Genomic DNA, 16,469 nt, shown 5'->3' with positions numbered 1-16,469 from the left:
GTCATATTGATTGGGAGTGACTGGCAGCGCTGGCAGGGGCCAGAACGCGGGTTTGGCCATGACGCAGCACAAAAAATTCGCCCGCAGCCAGGCCCTGGTCGGCACAGGCCTGCGCCAGATCCTGCGGCGGCTGGTCCAGTGCTTCATCGGTAAGTTCAAAGGTGCCCCAATGTATGCCCATGGACTGGCGCGAGCGTAATTCGCGGTGTATCTGCACGGATTCGGCCGGATTCACGTGCTGGTTCTGCATGAACCAGCGCGGTTCATAGGCGCCGATACCAATGGCGGCAAAGTCAAAACCATCAAACCGTTCAGCAATATCGGTGACGTCTTTTGAATAACCCAGATCGCCAGAGAAGAAAAAGCGGAAGCCCTTGACCTCCAGCACCCAGCCGCCCCACAGCGTGGCGTTGCGGTCCAGCGGGGTGCGGGCGCTCCAGTGTTGTACCGGCACAAAGGTGAGTGTGGCATCGCCGCTTTGCGCGCTTTCCCACCAGTCCAGCGTGATCAGTTTGTCGGCAGGCAGTTGCCCGAATTTGCGCTTCATCCACACATCCATACCCAGAGCGACGGCAAACACGGGTGGGCCACCGGCCTGACGGTACAGGCGGCTCACGCTGGCGTAATCCAGATGGTCGTAGTGATTGTGCGAGATCAGCACCAGATCAATGTGCGGCAAGTCCGCCAGCGCCACACCGGGCGGCTGGTGCCGTTTGGGCCCGGCAAACTGCACGGGTGAACAGCGCTCGCTAAAGACCGGATCAGTCAGGATATTGAGCCCGGCCACCTGCAACAACAGGGTGTTGTGGCCAATCCAGGTCACCGCCGGGTCGGTCTGGCGCTGGCGGATAAAGTCCAGATCCGGTGCGACGGCAGATAAATCCTGGGTGGGCGGTGGCGGCAGGTGATTGGCTTTGCGCTCGGCACGCCAGCGGCGCAGATCGTCGGCAGAAGGGCGGCCATGCGGATAACGGTTACGAAAACCGCTGGGTGTGTGGTGCGCTTTGCCCGCGTCGTAATGCACGTTGCGGTGCGGGTTACCGGTCAGCGCGGTCAGCGCCAGCGCCAGGGTGCGTCTCATCCATGTCATCGGTGCGGCCTTGAGGTGTCATTGTTCTGGCAAATCAGCAAACCTGCAAACCAGCGGCTGATTTGATGATATCTGGTTGCGATCCGGCCAAAAAGTTCGCGCGCGCTGCGCTGCGGGTGGGCCTGGTCACTCAGCGTTGCAGTTGCCAGAACAGCGCTTTGTCAAAAGGCGACCACCACGGCACCCGGACACCCGCCGCATCCAGCGCTTTGCGTACCCACTCGTTACAGGTCACGATGACCGAATAATGCCCTGTGGCTTCATAAAATGAATCGGTATCGCCATAACTCTGGCCGGATAACCAGATGGCCTGGCCTTGGGCATCACGCCGGATGCTTTGCGTGATAAACGCCGCAAGGCGCTGATAGTTTTGCGGGCTCAGGCGCAGGGCAACGCGTTGCGGGCTGGCGTGGGCGGGCATGGCGCCCCACGACACATGCAGCAGTGTGCTATCCAGCCCGCTGAGCGCATATAACGCGGTTGTGGCGGTCAGGTCAGACCAGTTCGGGGTACCCAGATAAAACTGGCGATCGCCCCAGCCAATGCTGATGGCGCTGCTTGCGACCGGGGGTCGCCCGCTGCGGGTATGTGTGGGCGCGAACCAGCGGGTCCAGTCGATCTGGTGAGAACGCGCCGGCAGTACCAGATCAGTGTGTACGCCGTTGGTTTCCAGGTAGATCAAGATATCGCCTTCCTGGCGCTGATAAGCGCGGTGCGACGACAGCATACCCAGCACCAGTGCCAGCAACAGATAGAGCACAATAGGGCCGATCAAGAGCAAACCGGCCAGCATCACGCCGCGCAACAAACGGTGCAGCAGCCAGTTGGTGGCGGGTATTTCATGAGTGGGAGCGGTATGCTGCTTCATGGTCGGTTTCGCTACCGGCAGGGTGGACGAGGGCCGCGCGGGTCCAGCGGCTTGATATGCCTGAGGTCAGGCCTGATCTGGCAGTTGTAGATGAAAAGTGCGACTTTATGAACTATCTAGCCCATGTTTTGCTGGCAGGCCCCAATCCGGCTTACCGCCTTGGCGCGCTGCTGGGGGATTTTGTCAAAGGCCCCATGCCTGGCGTGTTGCCGCCGGCAGTGGCCGACGGTGTCATGCTGCACCGGAGTATCGACGTCTTTACCGATGCCCACCCGGCTTTTCTGGCCAGCCGGGCCAGAGTGAGCCAAGCGCGGCGACGCTATTCCGGCATCATGATCGACATGTTCTACGATCACTTTCTGGCAACGCACTGGGCGCAGTTTGGTCAGGATGCGCTTCCGGATTTTGCCCGGGATACCTACACGCTGTTTGCACAAAACGGTGAACTCTTGCCGGCGCGGCTGGCGCAGATCCTGCCCAATATGACGCGCAACGACTGGCTGACTTCATACCGCCGGCCCGAAGCCATTGCCGGTGCCATCAACGGCATGGCGACACATCGCCTCAGCCAGCCCAATGCCCTGGGCGGCGGCGGTGATGAACTGCTGGATAAATACACCGAGTTTGAAGCAGATTTCCTGGCGTTCTGGCCAGAAGTCCGCGCGCATGCACAGGCATTCCGGCAAGCGCACGGCATGAATGGGGACGACCGGGAATAGCCGGCAGGGCGCGGGTTCGTCGCCCTGCGCTTAGTCCTGGCTGGCGCCGGCGTCGCTTTCCACGCTCTTGAGCAGCAGCAGATCGCGCCAGGCTTTGGCTTTGTCGGGCAGGTTGCGCAATAGATAAGCCGGGTGATAACCGACCACCACCGGCACGCCCTGATAGTGATGTACCTTGCCGCGCAGCGCGCTGACCGGTGCATCGGTCTGCAACAGCGTCTGGATGGCAAAGCGGCCCACCGCAAAGATCACCCTGGGTTTGACCAGTGCCACCTGGCGGCGCAGATAAGGCGAGCATTGCGCCACTTCATCCGGCTGCGGATTGCGGTTATTGGGCGGGCGGCATTTGAGCACATTGGCAATGTAGACGCGCTCGCCGCGCTTCTCGCCAATGGCTTTGAGCATGTTGTCCAGCAACTGCCCGGCAGCGCCCACAAACGGTTCGCCTTGCAGGTCTTCTTGCTGGCCTGGCGCTTCGCCAATCACCATGATGTCGGCATCCGGATTGCCGACGCCGTACACCGTGTTGGTGCGGCCCTGGCACAACCCGCAGGCGGTACAGCCGGCGACGGATTGTTGCAGCGCCGCCCAGTCCATCTGGCTGATCTCCAGGCTGCGGGCGTCTTCTGCCGGCGCTTCAACCGGGGCTGGCGTGCGTTCACGGCCGGCCGGGGCGGTGCCTGGAATGGCAATCGGAATGGATGGCGCAGGACGTGCGGCAGGCGCTTCTGCGCTGGCCGGTGCGTGTTCTGCCACTGCTGCTGCCAGCGGTGCAATGTGCTCGCGGACCTGGGCAATCTGTTGCGGCTGGGCGCCTGGCGCGGGTTGCTCCGCCTGGGCCTGAGCGTCCAGCGCGGCCTGTTCCTGCAAGGCAGCCAGCCGCGTGCGCTCCACCCACAGCGGGGTGAAGCCCATTTCATGCAGCAGGTTTTCGCGACGGCCCATCAGGCGGCCTCATTCAGGGCAAAGGCGTAGAGTACCGCATCCTCGCGCGCGCCGCCCGGCAGCGGGTAATAACCCTTGCGCCGGCCCGACACTTTGCCGCCCAGTTTTTCATACAGCGCGCGGGCAGCGGTGTTGCCCTCGCGCACTTCCAGAAACAGCTGCGCAGCATTGCGCTGACACAGGTTGTCGATCAGTGCCTGCAGCATCTGGCGCCCCAGACCTTGCCCTTGCAGCCATGGCGCAACGGCAATCAGCAACAACTCGGCCTCATCAATCACCAGGCTGGATATGGCAAAGGCGATGACTTCACCGCCGTCTTCCATGACCAGACAGGTGTGGTTGTCCAGCGAATCATGCCAGTGCCCCAGCGCCCACGGGTGCGGGTTGGTCTGGCTATCAAGCGCCAGTACGGCGTCCAGATCGCTGTGATGCAGCTTGCGGATTTTCAAGGTTTCGGTGCCCGCTCGTGCGTCTTGAGGGCCACTTTGTCGCGCAAATACAAGAGTTCAGCCTGATCGGCCGGCATACCCTTGCCGGCATCGAACTGCGGTGCAGCCAGCTTGAGGATTTCCCGCGCGTGCGGAAAACGCTCGGCAATGGTGCGGTTGATCTTGCCGGCAAGGCGCGCGTTCAGCGCATCGACATAGGCAGCAAAGCCGCTACCCAGTGCTGTCCAGCCGGCTTGCTCCGGAATCGGCACCGCGTCCGGATCGCACACCACGGCGGCGATGATTTCTTGCCACTGGCCGTCGGTGCCGCGCTGGTAAGCGGCGCAATACACCTGGTTCATACGGGCATCCAGGCAGACATACGCCAGATCGTCCGGGCATTGTCCGGCCAGTGCCAGCAGGGTAGAGACGCCCAGAATCGGTACGCCCAGACCAAACGCCAGGCCTTGCGCAATACCGCAGCCGATACGCAGGCCGGTGAATGATCCCGGCCCCATGCCAAAGGCGATGCCGGCAATGTCCTTGCGCGCCACGCCGGTTTCGGCCAGCAGCGTTTCAATGGCCGGCAGCGTCAGTTCGGCATGGCGCTGGCCGACGTGCCAGTCGCGCACGGTGACACCTTCCGCGGTGCCGGAAAGCGCCAGCGAGAGGTGTTCGGTCGAGGTATCAAGCGCAAGGTAATGGGGCATGAATCTGGCCACGGGCCGTCAGGCAAAGGGGCGATTTTACCACGGGCGCTGCCCGCCTCGCAGCGCGTTTCTGGCCTGGCTCAGTCATGCGGCGGCAGTTCGGCAAACTGGGGCAGGTCATCGGTGATCTCATGCCACGGTGCCTTGAAGGCCACGTAGATATGGTGATCGGGCTTGCGGCTGGGGCTGGCATCGAGCGTACCCAGCCGCACGTGGATGTACTCCCGGTCACGCACCATGGAATACAGCGGCGACAGGCAACTGCGGCAATAGGCGTCAAAGCCCTGCGGGCCTTCTGCCAGATGCGTGACGTGTTCGGCGCCTTGCGTTACCCGGATCTTGTCTGGCGTGATACCGGCGTAGGTATTGAAGGCCGAGCCGGTACGGCGCTGACAGCCCTGGCAATGGCAATAGCCCGCGTATTCAAACGCGTCTTCCACCTCAAAATGCACAGCACCACAGTAACAGCGTCCTTGCAGTGGCATGGGGTTCTCCTGCTCAGTCCAGCGCGATCTCGTAACGCACGTGGTCAGAGCGCCTGGCGACTCTGTCGTATACCGCACGCGCGGCGGTGTTGTCGGTATGGGTGATCCAGTAAATGCGGTTCCAGTTTTCACGCTTGCCCTGCGCCTGCAGCGCCGCGATCAATTGCGAGGCAATGCCCATGCGGCGGGCATCGGGGCTGACGAACAAGTCTTCCAGATAGCACACATTGCGTGCGCTCCAGGTGTGCGGGTGACAAACGTAGTGGCAAATTCCCAGCGCCTGGCCGGCGTCATCCAGCGCAATCAGGCCGTTCACGGGCGATTGCGGATCAAGCAGGCGCTGCCACAAGGTAGCGTTGACGTCCTGGGGCAGGGCGGAGTGGTAAAACGCGCAGTAGTTTTGCCAGAGGGCAAGCCAGGTGTCGTGGTCAGCGGGGCAGAGCGGGCGGATGTGCATATTGGTTTGGGGTCTGGATCGGAACGGGTAAAGGCAAGCTGCCTACGCTAACCAGTTCCCGGCCAAAAGCCAATAAAAAAGCCCGCACGGAGCGGGCTTTTTTTGTTGCGGATAGCGTTACTGTTTGCCGAACTTCACGATGCCGTTGATGGCATCGACCGTGACGACGTCCTTGGCCGCAAATTCGCCGGACAACAGCTTTTTGGCCAGCGGGTTTTCGATCTCGGTCTGGATCGCACGCTTGAGTGGCCGCGCGCCATACACGGGGTCGAACCCGGCATCGGCAATCAGGTCGATGGCCGAATCGCTGACTGTGAGGCCGATTTCCATCTGTGCCAGCCGCTTTTCCAGCCGCGCCAGTTGCACGCGGGCAATGTTGCGGATCTGCAGTTGATCCAGCGCGTGGAACACCACTACCTCATCAATCCGGTTTACAAACTCTGGCCGGAAATGGGTTTTCACTTCTGCCATCACCGCCAGTTTGACCACCTGGTATTCCTGTTCTGCCATGGCCTGGATTTGCTGCGAGCCCAGGTTGGAGGTCATTACCACCACCGTGTTCTTGAAGTCCACCGTGCGGCCCTGGCCATCGGTCAGGCGGCCATCGTCCAGCACTTGCAGCAGCACGTTGAAGACATCCGGGTGCGCTTTCTCCACCTCATCAAGCAAGATCACGCTGTACGGTTTGCGGCGTACGGCTTCGGTCAGATAACCGCCTTCTTCGTAGCCGACATAGCCGGGCGGCGCGCCGATCAGACGGGCCACGGAGTGTTTCTCCATGAACTCGCTCATGTCGATGCGGATCAGGTGCTCTTCCGAGTCAAACAAAAACTCGGCCAGCGCCTTGGTCAGCTCGGTCTTGCCGACCCCCGTGGGGCCCAGGAACAGGAACGAACCATACGGCCGGTTCGGGTCTGCCAGACCGGAACGCGAACGGCGGATGGCGTCCGACACCAGGCGCACCGCCTCGTTCTGGCCGATCACGCGCTTGTGCAGGACGTCTTCCATACCCAGCAGCTTGTCGCGCTCGCCCTGCATCATTTTGGCAACCGGGATGCCGGTAGCGCGGCTGACGACTTCGGCAATTTCCTCAGCACCCACTTGCGTGCGCAAGAGCCTGTTGGGCGTGTCCTGGCCTTCGGCGGCTTCCGCCACTTTCAGCTTGTCTTCCAGTTCCGGCAGCTTGCCGTATTGCAGCTCGGACGCCTTGTCCCACTCGCCACGGCGGCGGGCGGCATCCATGGCCAGCTTCACCTGCTCAATTTCTTCACGGATCGACTGGCTACCCAGCACGGCAGCTTTCTCGGCTTTCCAGATTTCTTCCAGATCGGAATACTCTTTGGAGAGCGTTTCGATCTCGGTTTCAATCAGCGCCAGCCGCCGTTGCGAGGCCTCGTCTTTCTCTTTTTTCACCGCTTCGCGTTCGATCTTGAGCTGGATGATGCGGCGGTCCAGCTTGTCCATCGATTCCGGCTTGGAGTCGATTTCCATCTTGATCTTGGCGGCGGCTTCATCGATCAAGTCGATGGCTTTGTCCGGCAAGAAACGGTCGGTGATATAGCGGTGGCTTAGCTCAGCCGCCGCCACAATCGCCGGGTCGGTGATCTCGACGCCGTGGTGAATCTCGTACTTCTCTTGCAGACCGCGCAGGATGGCGATGGTGTCTTCCACGCTTGGCTCATCAACCAGCACCTTCTGGAAACGGCGTTCCAGCGCGGCATCTTTCTCGATGTACTTGCGGTACTCGTCCAGCGTGGTCGCGCCAATGCAATGCAACTCGCCGCGCGCCAGCGCCGGCTTGAGCATATTGCCCGCATCCATGGCGCCTTCGGCCTTGCCCGCGCCGACCAGCGTATGCAACTCATCAATAAAGATGATGGTGCTGCCTTCGTCCTTGGCCAACTCGTTCAGCACGGCTTTCAGGCGTTCTTCAAACTCGCCACGATACTTGGCGCCGGCCAGCAAAGAGGCCAGATCAAGCACCAGCAAGCGCTTGTGCTTGAGCGAATCCGGCACTTCGCCTTCAATGATCCGCTGCGCCAGGCCTTCCACAATGGCGGTCTTGCCCACGCCGGGCTCACCGATCAGCACCGGGTTGTTCTTGGTGCGGCGTTGCAAAACCTGGATGGCACGGCGGATTTCGTCATCGCGGCCAATCACCGGGTCCAGCTTGCCCTGGCGGGCCCGCTCGGTCAGATCCAGCGTGTATTTGTTGAGCGCTTCCCGGTTCTGCTCGGCATCGGCGTTATCCACAGCAGCACCGCCGCGCACGGCATCAATGGCCGCTTCAATCGCTTTCTTGTTGCCACCGTGCTGCTTCAACAGCTGGGCTGCATCGCTCTTGTCGTCGGTCAGCGCCAGGATCAGCGAATCACTGCTGATGAACTGATCACCGCGCTTGCTGGCGGTCTTGTCGGTCAGGTTCAACAGGTTGGCCAGATCCCGCGACACGGTGATCTCGCCGCCGTTGCCTTCCACCTTGGGCAGGCGATCAATACTGTCTTGCAACGCGCCTTTCAGCGGCTGCACATTCACCCCCGCGCGGGCCAGCAAAGCGCCGGTGCCCGACTCCGGGTCATTCAACAAAGCCAGCAGCAAATGCTGTGGCTCGATATAGCTGTTGTCATTGGCTAGCGCCATGCTCTGGGCATCGGCAAAGGCTTGCTGGAACTTGGTTGTGAGTTTGTCGAACCGCATAGTGGCCCTCTTTCAAAGTGCGTTATTGCACAAAAGATGGGCACCAATATGACCATTTCAAGCATGGGGAAATGGGGAAAATTTTTGCTGCGGAAAGTGGCGGATGGCTTGAAAACGGCTGGGGTGGAAAGGGGGCCGGGGAGTGAGGAGTGAGGAGTGAGGAGTGAGGAGGGGGAGGCGTGCATACCCCCGGCTCGTCATTCCTGCGCAGGCAGGAATCCAGCACGCCCACCGCAGGTGGGCTTTACCAGGCAAACCAGTATCCGTGCCTTCGGCACAACTGTTTACACCTGGATTCCGGCCAAGGGGGCCGCCGAGATCAGGAATGACGAAGTTGTGGTGTGGGTGAAAGAGTAGTTGCACCTGGCAGACCGGCATTTACACTCTGCACACCGCACACCGCACACCGCACACCGCACNCCGCACACCGCACACCGCACACCGCACACCGCACACCGCACACCGCACACCGCACACCGCACACCGCACACCGCACACCGCACACCGCACACCGCACACCGCACACCGCACACCGCACACCGCACACCTCACACCTCACACCTCACACCTCACACCTTCCGCCAGGCCAGCTTGTCGGCCAGTGTTACCACGCCGCCCACAATAATCAGCGCTGGCGGCTTCACGCCGTGTTGTTCGATCAACCCGGGGAGCGTCGCCAGCGTGCCAATCAGCGTTTTCTGCTGCGGGGTGGTGGCTTGTTGCACGATGGCGGCGGGGGTGTCTGGTGCGCGGCCGTGGGCGATCAGTTGTTCGCAGATGCGCGGGGCCTGTTTCACGCCCATGTAGATCACGACTGTTTCAGTCGGATTGGTCAGACGCGGCCAGTCCAGTTCGATCTCGCCGGCGCGGCGGTGGCCGGTCACAAAAGTGACCGACTGCGCGTAATCGCGATGCGTCAGCGGAATGCCTGCATAGCTGGACGCGCCAGAGGCGGAGGTAATCCCCGGCACCACTTCAAACGCAATCTGGCTGGCGGCCAGTTCTTCAATTTCTTCGCCGCCGCGGCCAAAGATGAACGGGTCGCCGCCTTTCAGGCGCACCACGGTTTTGCCTTCTTGCGCCAGGCGCACCAGCAAGCGGTTGATTTCTTCTTGTGGCAAGGCGTGGTTATCGGCTTTCTTGCCCACATAAATGCGTTCGGCGTCGCGCCGTACCATTTCCACAATGGCGGGGGAGACAAGGTTGTCGTACAGCACCACGTCGGCTTTTTGCATCAGCCGCAGCGCGCGGAAGGTCAGCAGGTCCGGGTTGCCCGGGCCGGCACCCACAAGGTAAACCGCGCCCTGGCTCAGCTCTGTTTCGCTGGCGTTGTCCAGCGCGTGGGTCAGGCTGGCGAGTGCGCCGGCTTCGTCGCCGGCCAGGGCTTGTTCTGCGGCAACGCCGTCCAGCGCTTGTTCCCAGAAACGGCGGCGGGCGCGTTCATCGTGACCAAAGCGTTTTTTCACGCCGTCACGCAGCTGGCCGGCCAGCCTGGCCAGCACGCCATAACCATGTGGCAGGGTGGCTTCCAGCCGTGCCCGCAACAAACGCGCCAGTACGGGCGCCTGACCTCCGGTGGAGAGCGCAATCTGCAAGGGCGAGCGGTCGATGATGGCGGGAACGATAAAGCGGCAACGCGCCGGGTCATCCACCACGTTGACCAGGACGCCCTGCGCTTCACAGGTCGCAAACACCTGGCGGTTGACCGCTTCGTCATCGGTGGCGGCAATAACCACGCGCTGCCGCGCGATGTCGGTCTGCGCAAATTCGCGCGCCATGTGCGTGATCTTGCCCGCTGCAGCAAACTGCGCCAGTTCTGCAACCAGCGCCGGCGCAACGACGGTCACACTGGCACCTGCAGACAGCAGCAGGCGGGCTTTACGCAGCGCCACTTCGCCGCCGCCGACGATCAGTGCTTCTTGCTGGTTAAGGTCAAGGAACAGCGGGAAATAATCCATGGTTGGTCCGGAAAAAGCGCGGTTTGATCTGATGCTGGTCAAGATGCTGACCATGCCATTGTTCTAGTCTGCCCGGTCTGGCGCAATGGCTGCGTCGTATGGTTGCTGTCATTTTACCGTGAACCGTCCGCCCCATGCCGGGCAAAGGGGAATCCCGATGTTGTTGCGATGTGTGCTGTTGTCCTCATTGCTGGCCATGCCGGTGCTGGCGGCTGAGCCGCAAGACCTGGCCAAAAACAAGAACTGCTTCGCCTGTCATGGGGTGGACAACAAGATTGTGGGCCCGGCCTGGAAAGATGTGGCGGCGCGGTTCAAAGGTCAAAAAGGCGCAGAAAAATTGCTGGCCGACAAGATCAAGAATGGCAGTAGCGGTACCTGGGGGCCGATCGCCATGCCTCCCAATCCGGTCACGGATGCCGAAGCCAGCCAGCTGGCCAAATGGATTCTTACCCGCAAATATTGATGCGTTACCCCCCAACAAAAAAGCCGGAATCCAGTCCGGCTTTTTTGATTTGTAGCCACCGGTTTACCAGGGAAGCGGGCTGCCGTCGTAATTGTAAAAGCGGCCAGAGTCGCCCGGGGTGGCCTGATGGATCACCCGACGGATGCCGGCGACGGATTCTTCCGGCGACACCAGCGCGCCTGGCCCGCCCATGTCGGTCTGCACCCAGCCCGGGTGAAACACCAGCACCGTGTGGCGTTTGCCCAGATCCAGTGCCAGGCTTTTCATGGCGGCATTCAGGCCGGCCTTGGCGCTGCGGTAGTGATACGCCGCGCCGGAATGATTATCGGCAATGCTGCCCATCTTGCTGCTCAGACTGGCGATTTTGGCGTCCGCACTGAGCCGTGGCAGCAGCGCCTCCACCACCTTGACCGGGGCGATGGTGTCGATGGCCAGCGTATTGAGCCAGGTCTCGACATCGGTATGTCCCAGCTCCTGACGGTTGCCACCGTAATAGCCGGCGTTGTTGATCACCAGATCAATCCGCTCGGCGCTCAACGTCTGGCCCAGCGCGGCAACCGCGGGCCAGTCCGTCACATCAAGTAACACCACCCGCAGTTGATCTGGCCATGCTGCTTGCAGGGTTTTCAGTGCCAGGCTGGCGTCCCGTGCAGTGGCAATCACGCGCCAGTTGTCTTGCAGATACTGGGTAGCCAGTTCCAGGCCGATACCCCGACCAGCACCCGTGATGAAAACAGTACGCATGTATCCTCCTGTCGCTTATATATAAAAGTATATAAAAAGAATCTGGCCAACAACGCACTGATCCATATCCCGGGCCGATTCAGGAGGATGCCATGCGCCAACTGGCAGGTTGTCTGTTCGCTGCAGGTCTTGCCCTCAACCAGCTGGCTGAGGCGGCGGACGTGTACAAGTGTCAGGACGACCAGGGCAAGATCACCTATGGCCAGACGCCTTGTCATGGCCAGAAACGGCTGCCTTATGAGGCCGGGTCAGTCACGACCATTGAGGCCCCGCCGCGCCGGGTTACGCCGGCCCCGACGCCTGAACCCGCACCGGCACCGGTCAGCCCGGCTGCCGCATCAGCGCAACCCACCCCCAATCCGCAATTGCCGGCCGGGGACAACTGCAATATGGATAACCCCGCCTACGATCCCGTTTTCTGCCAGCCCAACAATCTGCGCTCGGTCTACGGCAACCCCACCGACGACAACGGGCGCGGCCAGCGCCTGCCCAATCTTCCCCGGGTCAACCCGCTGCCTGGCGGCCGCTGAACACCGCAAACTGTGCGGATATTTACTGCCAGCGTCGCCGGCCAGGGGTAACATCCCGGTTTTCTGCTTGTCTGCTTTTGATTTTCAGTTTTAGGGAATAGTGAAGATGCCGTTGTCGCAATTGCAGCCGGCGCTGTTGTGGCGCCATTTCCAGACGCTGTGCAGTTTTCCCCGTCCATCCAAACATGAAGCCGCCTTGCGGGCACATCTGCAAGACTGGGCCCGGGCCCAGGGCCTGGCGTACGAGGTGGACGCCACCGGCAATCTCTTGATCAAAAAACCGGCTACACCCGGTTTTGAAGAGCGCCAGACCGTTGTGCTGCAAGGTCACCTGGATATGGTGACGCAGAAGAACGCCGATACCGCCCACGATTTTTATACCGACCCGATTCGTCCGCGCGTGCAGGACGGCTGGGTGCGCGCCCAGGGCACCACGCTGGGTGCCGATAACGGCATTGGCGTGGCCGCCGCGCTGGCCGTGCTGGAAAGCAAGGATATTGAGCACGGCCCGATTGAAGTGCTGCTGACCGTTGACGAAGAAGCCGGCATGAGCGGCGTACACGGTCTGCAGGCCGGCTGGCTGAATGGCCAGATCCTGCTCAACCTGGATACGGAAGACTGGGGCGAGCTCTATGTGGGTTGTGCCGGCGGCGTCGATGTCGCCGTCAGCCGTCCGCTGGCGCAGGAGCCGATTGCGCCTGACATGCAAGTATTGCGCGTGGCGGTAAAGGGCCTGCGCGGTGGCCATTCGGGTGTGGATATCCATCTGGAGCGCGGTAACGCCAACCGTTTGCTGGCACGTGTGGTCGATGACCTGCTGGCGCTGCCGCATGCGCGGCTGGTGTCGTTTGAAGGGGGCACGCTGCGCAATGCACTGCCGCGCGAGGCCTTTGCCGTGATCGCCGTGGCCGAAGAGGGCAGTGATCGCGTGCAGGGCGTGGTCCGCCGCTGGCAACAAAGATTGAGCCGTGAACTGGCGCGTGTCGACGAAGGCGTGAAGTTGAGCGTTGAACCTGCACTGGCCACGCAAGGCCTGTCGGCCCATACCAGCCGCCAGGTGATTGACCTGTTGCTGACGCTGCCGCTGGGCGTGGCACGCTGGAGCCAGTCGGTGCCAGGCGTGGTGGAGTCATCCAGCAACCTGGGCGTGGTGCGCGTGGGCGAGGCCGGCTTCAGTGCCTTGCTGCTGGTGCGTTCGCTCACCGATGAAGGCCAGGATGAAGTGGCCCGGCGGATCGAGGCGATTGCCCGCATGGCTGGCGCACAATCGGAACGCTCTGGCGCTTATCCAGGCTGGACGCCGGATCTGTCGTCATCTGCCCTCAAGCTGGTGCAGGACGCGTACCGGGCGCGCTATGGCAAAGAGGCCGAGATCAAAGTGATCCATGCCGGCCTGGAATGTGGCCTGATCGCCGGTAAATATCCGGCCATGCAGATGGTGTCGTTCGGCCCGACCGTGCGCGGCGCGCACTCGCCGGATGAGCGCGTGGAAATTGAAAGTGTGGCGTATTTCTGGGACTTGCTGGTCGACGCGCTCAAAGCTGTGCCTGCGCGTTGATCCGGCCGGCGGGTCGCAACCTGGTTTATTCACGGTTTTTCACTGTTTTGATAGCGCTGGAGGGCAATATCCATGTCAGTTGAAGACGATCAATCCGGGGCTGCACCCGCCAATGCGCCACGCCGGGCATTCCTGGGGGCCACGCTGGCGACCGGGTTTGCGCTGGCGGTGCGCCCGGTGGCCGCATCGACCATCACCACCGATACCGAGGGCCTGACGGCTGGCGCCATCACCATTGCTGTAGATGGCGGCGACATGCCGGCCTACCGCGCGCGCCCGGCTACCGGCAAAGGACCGCTGCCGGTGGTGATCGTGGTGCAGGAAGTCTTTGGCGTGCACGAGCACATTCAGGATGTGTGCCGGCGGTTGGCCAAACTGGGCTATCTGGCCATCGCCCCGGAGCTGTATTTCCGCCAGGGCGATCCGCGCAAGTACCCGGAAGTGGCTGACTTGCTCAAGAACATTGTGAGCCAGGTGCCGGACGAACAAGTCATGTCTGATCTGGACATCACCGTGAACTACGCCGTCGCCAACGGCGGTGATCCATCCCGGCTGGCGCTGACTGGCTTTTGCTGGGGCGGCCGCATTGCCTGGCTGTATGCCGCGCATAATCCGCGCATGAAGGCCATTGCAGTCTGGTACGGGCAGGTGTTGCAGCCGTCCACCGCCAACGCGCCCAAATCGCCGCTGGATCTGGTGGCGCAGATGAAGGTGCCGGTGATTGCGTTCTATGGCGGCAAGGATCAGGGCATCACGCAGGAGAATGTCGGCAAGATGCGCGCTGCCATGGATGCCGCCGGCAAACCGTTTGAACTGCATGTCTACCCGGAAGCCGGGCACGGGTTCAACGCGGATTACCGCCCCAGTTACAACCCGCAAGCCGCAACCGATGCCTGGCAGCGCATGCTGGGCTGGTTCCACAAGTACGGCGTGTGAGCGGGCAGGGTCCCAACAAAAAGCCGGCAGGAATGCCGGCTTTTTCATGGTTGCTACCCGGGGTGGCGTGTGATCTTCAGTCTTCGCGCTCGGCCATGCGGGTCAGGGCATCGCCCGTGACGCGGCAGATACGCCAGTCCGGCATTACCGTGGCGCCCAGCCCTTCATAAAAACCGATAGCGTTGCTGTTCCAGTCCAGCACGCTCCACTCGAAACGGCCAAAACCACGCTCTTTGGCAATGCGTGCCAGTTGCAACAGCATGCGTTTGCCCAGCCCCAGACCCCGGGCGTGCGGACGGACATACAGGTCTTCCAGATACAGGCTGCGGCGGGTGAGGAATGTGGAATAGCTCTGGAAATACAGCGCAAAGGCGAGCACATTGTCGCCGTCCTGAGCGATCAGGCATTCAATCAGCGGCTTGTCGCCAAACAGGTCGGCGGTCATGCGCTCAGCGCTCATATCGAGCAAATGGGTGAGTTTTTCGAATTCGGCCAGTTCAGTCACCATGGCCAGAATTTCTTTCACGTCGGCCGGGGTGGCAGGGCGAATCTGTACGTGAGCGGACATCCGCATACTCCTTGTGTGTTTTGCCAATTCAATCTGCCCGCAATGATTCGCGTGCAGCAAAAACAAAACGGGCAGCGCTGGCTGCCCGTTTGATATACCGATAAGAAATCAATGCAAGCTGCGAATACGAATACTTATTTGGCGTGATTGATCATATAGTGCGCGGCGGCACGGAATTCATCATCACTGCCACTATAACCACCCTTGGGTGGCATGGCGCCGTTGCCATTCTTGAGCACATTCTCAATCACGTCTTCCGGCTTTTTGCCTTGCAACTTGGCAGACCAGTCTGCCTTGTTGCCAAACTTGGGTGCACCTGCGGCGCCTGTACCGTGGCAAGCCTGGCAAGTGCTTTCATAGACTTCCTTGCCCTTGGTTTCCGGATCAAGCGCAGCGCCCGCTGCACCGCTGGCTGTGGCCACCGCCGGGGCTTCGAACTTGGCGCCAGCCTGGTCGGCCATATAAGCCACCGCGCGTTTGACTTCGTCGTCGGTCAGGTCGGTCGAACCGCCCCGCGCCGGCATGGCGTTAAAGCCCTTGATGGCATGGGTCCAGAGTGTTTCATAGCCCTTGGCAATGCGCGGGCCCCATGCGCCGGCATCACCAAACTTGGGCGATCCCATCAGGCCTGCGCCGTGACAGGAAATACAGACATTCTCATAAACGATCTTGCCCGAGCGCTGGCCGATGGGGGCACTATCAACCACTTTGCTGACGCCCACGGGCTGCAGGCGCGCCTCTATGGCTTCGTTGGTCATGGTCATCAGACCCAGATTCACCCCGCTGCCGGCGGTGAACAGTTTGACCACCATAAAGACAAATAGCGGGACGCCAACTAGCCCCAGAACAATGTACGTAACAAAACTTTGAACTCCTGATGTGTTTGAACCACTCATGCTGCCATCCCTTTTTATCGTGAAGTCAGGTGAATCAAATCAAGAATTTGCGCCGGATTATACCGGCCTCATCGTGCCAGCGATAGCCGCGTAGACGGTGTGCGTCAAACACGGTATTATCCAATCCCTCGCAAAGACATGCGCCCGTAGCTCAGTTGGATAGAGTATTGGTTTCCGAAACCAAGGGTCACAGGTTCGATTCCTGTCGGGCGCACCAGTTTCCTCTTCTTCTACCGCTCCCAGTTAAGCCAGATCAACAAGCCACGCCTGATTGCCGGGTGTTTTACTGCGTCTTGTGCTGTCTTTTGCAATCCCGACCGTTTTTCATCTGAATCCTATTATTTGCCATGTTTGGCGAAATTGCGCGCATTGTTGCATTTGCAGTGCGGCAATGTTGTGCGCCCCGCAGTATGACAC

Annotated in this window: 17 protein-coding genes and 1 tRNA gene; 6 read left to right on the top strand and 12 right to left on the bottom strand. The window is 61.1% G+C overall.

What is annotated here, in order from left to right:
• Position 1: 1 nt before the first annotated feature.
• On the bottom strand, positions 2-1,081 hold the full coding sequence (locus IEX57_RS20690) for an MBL fold metallo-hydrolase (RefSeq protein ID WP_188707150.1): 1,080 nt from the start codon (positions 1,079-1,081) through the stop codon (positions 2-4).
• 139 nt (positions 1,082-1,220) lie between these two features.
• On the bottom strand, positions 1,221-1,958 hold the full coding sequence (locus IEX57_RS20685; RefSeq protein ID WP_188707148.1) for a TIGR02117 family protein: 738 nt from the start codon (positions 1,956-1,958) through the stop codon (positions 1,221-1,223).
• Positions 1,959-2,065: 107 nt separating this feature from the next.
• Here IEX57_RS20685 and IEX57_RS20680 point away from each other — a divergent pair, with 107 nt between their 5' ends.
• Positions 2,066-2,677, top strand: a complete 612-nt coding sequence (locus tag IEX57_RS20680; RefSeq protein WP_188707146.1) for an acyl carrier protein phosphodiesterase — start codon at positions 2,066-2,068, stop codon at positions 2,675-2,677.
• A 30-nt stretch (positions 2,678-2,707) separates the two neighbouring features.
• Here IEX57_RS20680 and IEX57_RS20675 read toward each other — a convergent pair whose 3' ends face one another.
• The 7 genes from IEX57_RS20675 to cysG form a co-directional block, all read right to left on the bottom strand.
• A complete protein-coding gene (locus IEX57_RS20675; RefSeq protein WP_188707144.1) occupies positions 2,708-3,622 on the bottom strand; it encodes a uracil-DNA glycosylase in 915 nt (304 codons plus the stop codon).
• Positions 3,622-4,071 (bottom strand): ribosomal protein S18-alanine N-acetyltransferase, encoded by a 450-nt coding sequence (rimI, locus tag IEX57_RS20670; protein ID WP_188707142.1) that lies wholly within the window; start codon positions 4,069-4,071, stop codon positions 3,622-3,624. Before rimI ends, IEX57_RS20675 begins: the two co-directional genes overlap by 1 nt.
• Entirely contained in the window at positions 4,068-4,760 is a 693-nt protein-coding gene (gene tsaB, locus IEX57_RS20665) for a tRNA (adenosine(37)-N6)-threonylcarbamoyltransferase complex dimerization subunit type 1 TsaB (RefSeq protein ID WP_188707140.1), read from the bottom strand. Before tsaB ends, rimI begins: the two co-directional genes overlap by 4 nt.
• An 80-nt stretch (positions 4,761-4,840) precedes the next feature.
• Positions 4,841-5,245, bottom strand: coding sequence for a GFA family protein (locus IEX57_RS20660; protein WP_188707138.1), 405 nt, complete (start codon positions 5,243-5,245; stop codon positions 4,841-4,843).
• A gap of 13 nt (positions 5,246-5,258) precedes the next feature.
• Entirely contained in the window at positions 5,259-5,702 is a 444-nt protein-coding gene (locus IEX57_RS20655) for a GNAT family N-acetyltransferase (protein ID WP_188707136.1), read from the bottom strand.
• A gap of 117 nt (positions 5,703-5,819) precedes the next feature.
• A complete protein-coding gene (gene clpB / locus IEX57_RS20650; protein ID WP_188707134.1) occupies positions 5,820-8,399 on the bottom strand; it encodes an ATP-dependent chaperone ClpB in 2,580 nt (859 codons plus the stop codon).
• Positions 8,400-8,968: 569 nt separating this feature from the next.
• Complete coding sequence (gene cysG, locus IEX57_RS20645; RefSeq protein WP_188707132.1) at positions 8,969-10,357, bottom strand: siroheme synthase CysG; 1,389 nt, start codon at positions 10,355-10,357, stop codon at positions 8,969-8,971.
• A 157-nt stretch (positions 10,358-10,514) separates the two neighbouring features.
• On the opposite strand from cysG, the gene IEX57_RS20640 reads away from it, so the two are divergent.
• Positions 10,515-10,820 carry a c-type cytochrome gene (locus IEX57_RS20640; RefSeq protein ID WP_188707129.1) on the top strand — a complete coding sequence of 102 codons (306 nt, stop codon included), beginning with the start codon at positions 10,515-10,517 and terminating at the stop codon, positions 10,818-10,820.
• 63 nt (positions 10,821-10,883) lie between these two features.
• Here the strand turns inward: IEX57_RS20640 and IEX57_RS20635 are convergent, their stop codons facing one another.
• Positions 10,884-11,564 (bottom strand): SDR family oxidoreductase, encoded by a 681-nt coding sequence (locus IEX57_RS20635; RefSeq protein WP_188707127.1) that lies wholly within the window; start codon positions 11,562-11,564, stop codon positions 10,884-10,886.
• Between the two features lie 92 nt (positions 11,565-11,656).
• Here IEX57_RS20635 and IEX57_RS20630 point away from each other — a divergent pair, with 92 nt between their 5' ends.
• The 3 genes from IEX57_RS20630 (at position 11,657) to IEX57_RS20620 (ending at position 14,588) form a co-directional block, all read left to right on the top strand.
• On the top strand, positions 11,657-12,094 hold the full coding sequence (locus IEX57_RS20630; protein WP_188707125.1) for a DUF4124 domain-containing protein: 438 nt from the start codon (positions 11,657-11,659) through the stop codon (positions 12,092-12,094).
• A gap of 106 nt (positions 12,095-12,200) precedes the next feature.
• Positions 12,201-13,652, top strand: coding sequence for an aminoacyl-histidine dipeptidase (locus tag IEX57_RS20625; protein WP_229709163.1), 1,452 nt, complete (start codon positions 12,201-12,203; stop codon positions 13,650-13,652).
• 72 nt (positions 13,653-13,724) lie between these two features.
• Positions 13,725-14,588 (top strand): dienelactone hydrolase family protein, encoded by an 864-nt coding sequence (locus IEX57_RS20620; RefSeq protein ID WP_188707123.1) that lies wholly within the window; start codon positions 13,725-13,727, stop codon positions 14,586-14,588.
• 76 nt (positions 14,589-14,664) lie between these two features.
• Here the strand turns inward: IEX57_RS20620 and IEX57_RS20615 are convergent, their stop codons facing one another.
• Positions 14,665-15,156, bottom strand: coding sequence for a GNAT family N-acetyltransferase (locus tag IEX57_RS20615; RefSeq protein ID WP_188707121.1), 492 nt, complete (start codon positions 15,154-15,156; stop codon positions 14,665-14,667).
• A gap of 134 nt (positions 15,157-15,290) precedes the next feature.
• Positions 15,291-15,968, bottom strand: coding sequence for a c-type cytochrome (locus tag IEX57_RS20610; RefSeq protein WP_229709162.1), 678 nt, complete (start codon positions 15,966-15,968; stop codon positions 15,291-15,293).
• Positions 15,969-16,192: 224 nt separating this feature from the next.
• On the opposite strand from IEX57_RS20610, the gene IEX57_RS20605 reads away from it, so the two are divergent.
• Positions 16,193-16,269, top strand: a tRNA-Arg gene (locus tag IEX57_RS20605).
• Positions 16,270-16,469: the final 200 nt, after the last annotated feature.

Origin of the sequence: Silvimonas iriomotensis (assembly GCF_014645535.1) — a bacterium.
Lineage (GTDB): Bacteria > Pseudomonadota > Gammaproteobacteria > Burkholderiales > Chitinibacteraceae > Silvimonas > Silvimonas iriomotensis.
The sequence above is the reverse complement of the archived record's forward strand: the minus strand, read 5'-3'. Positions and strand labels throughout refer to the sequence as shown.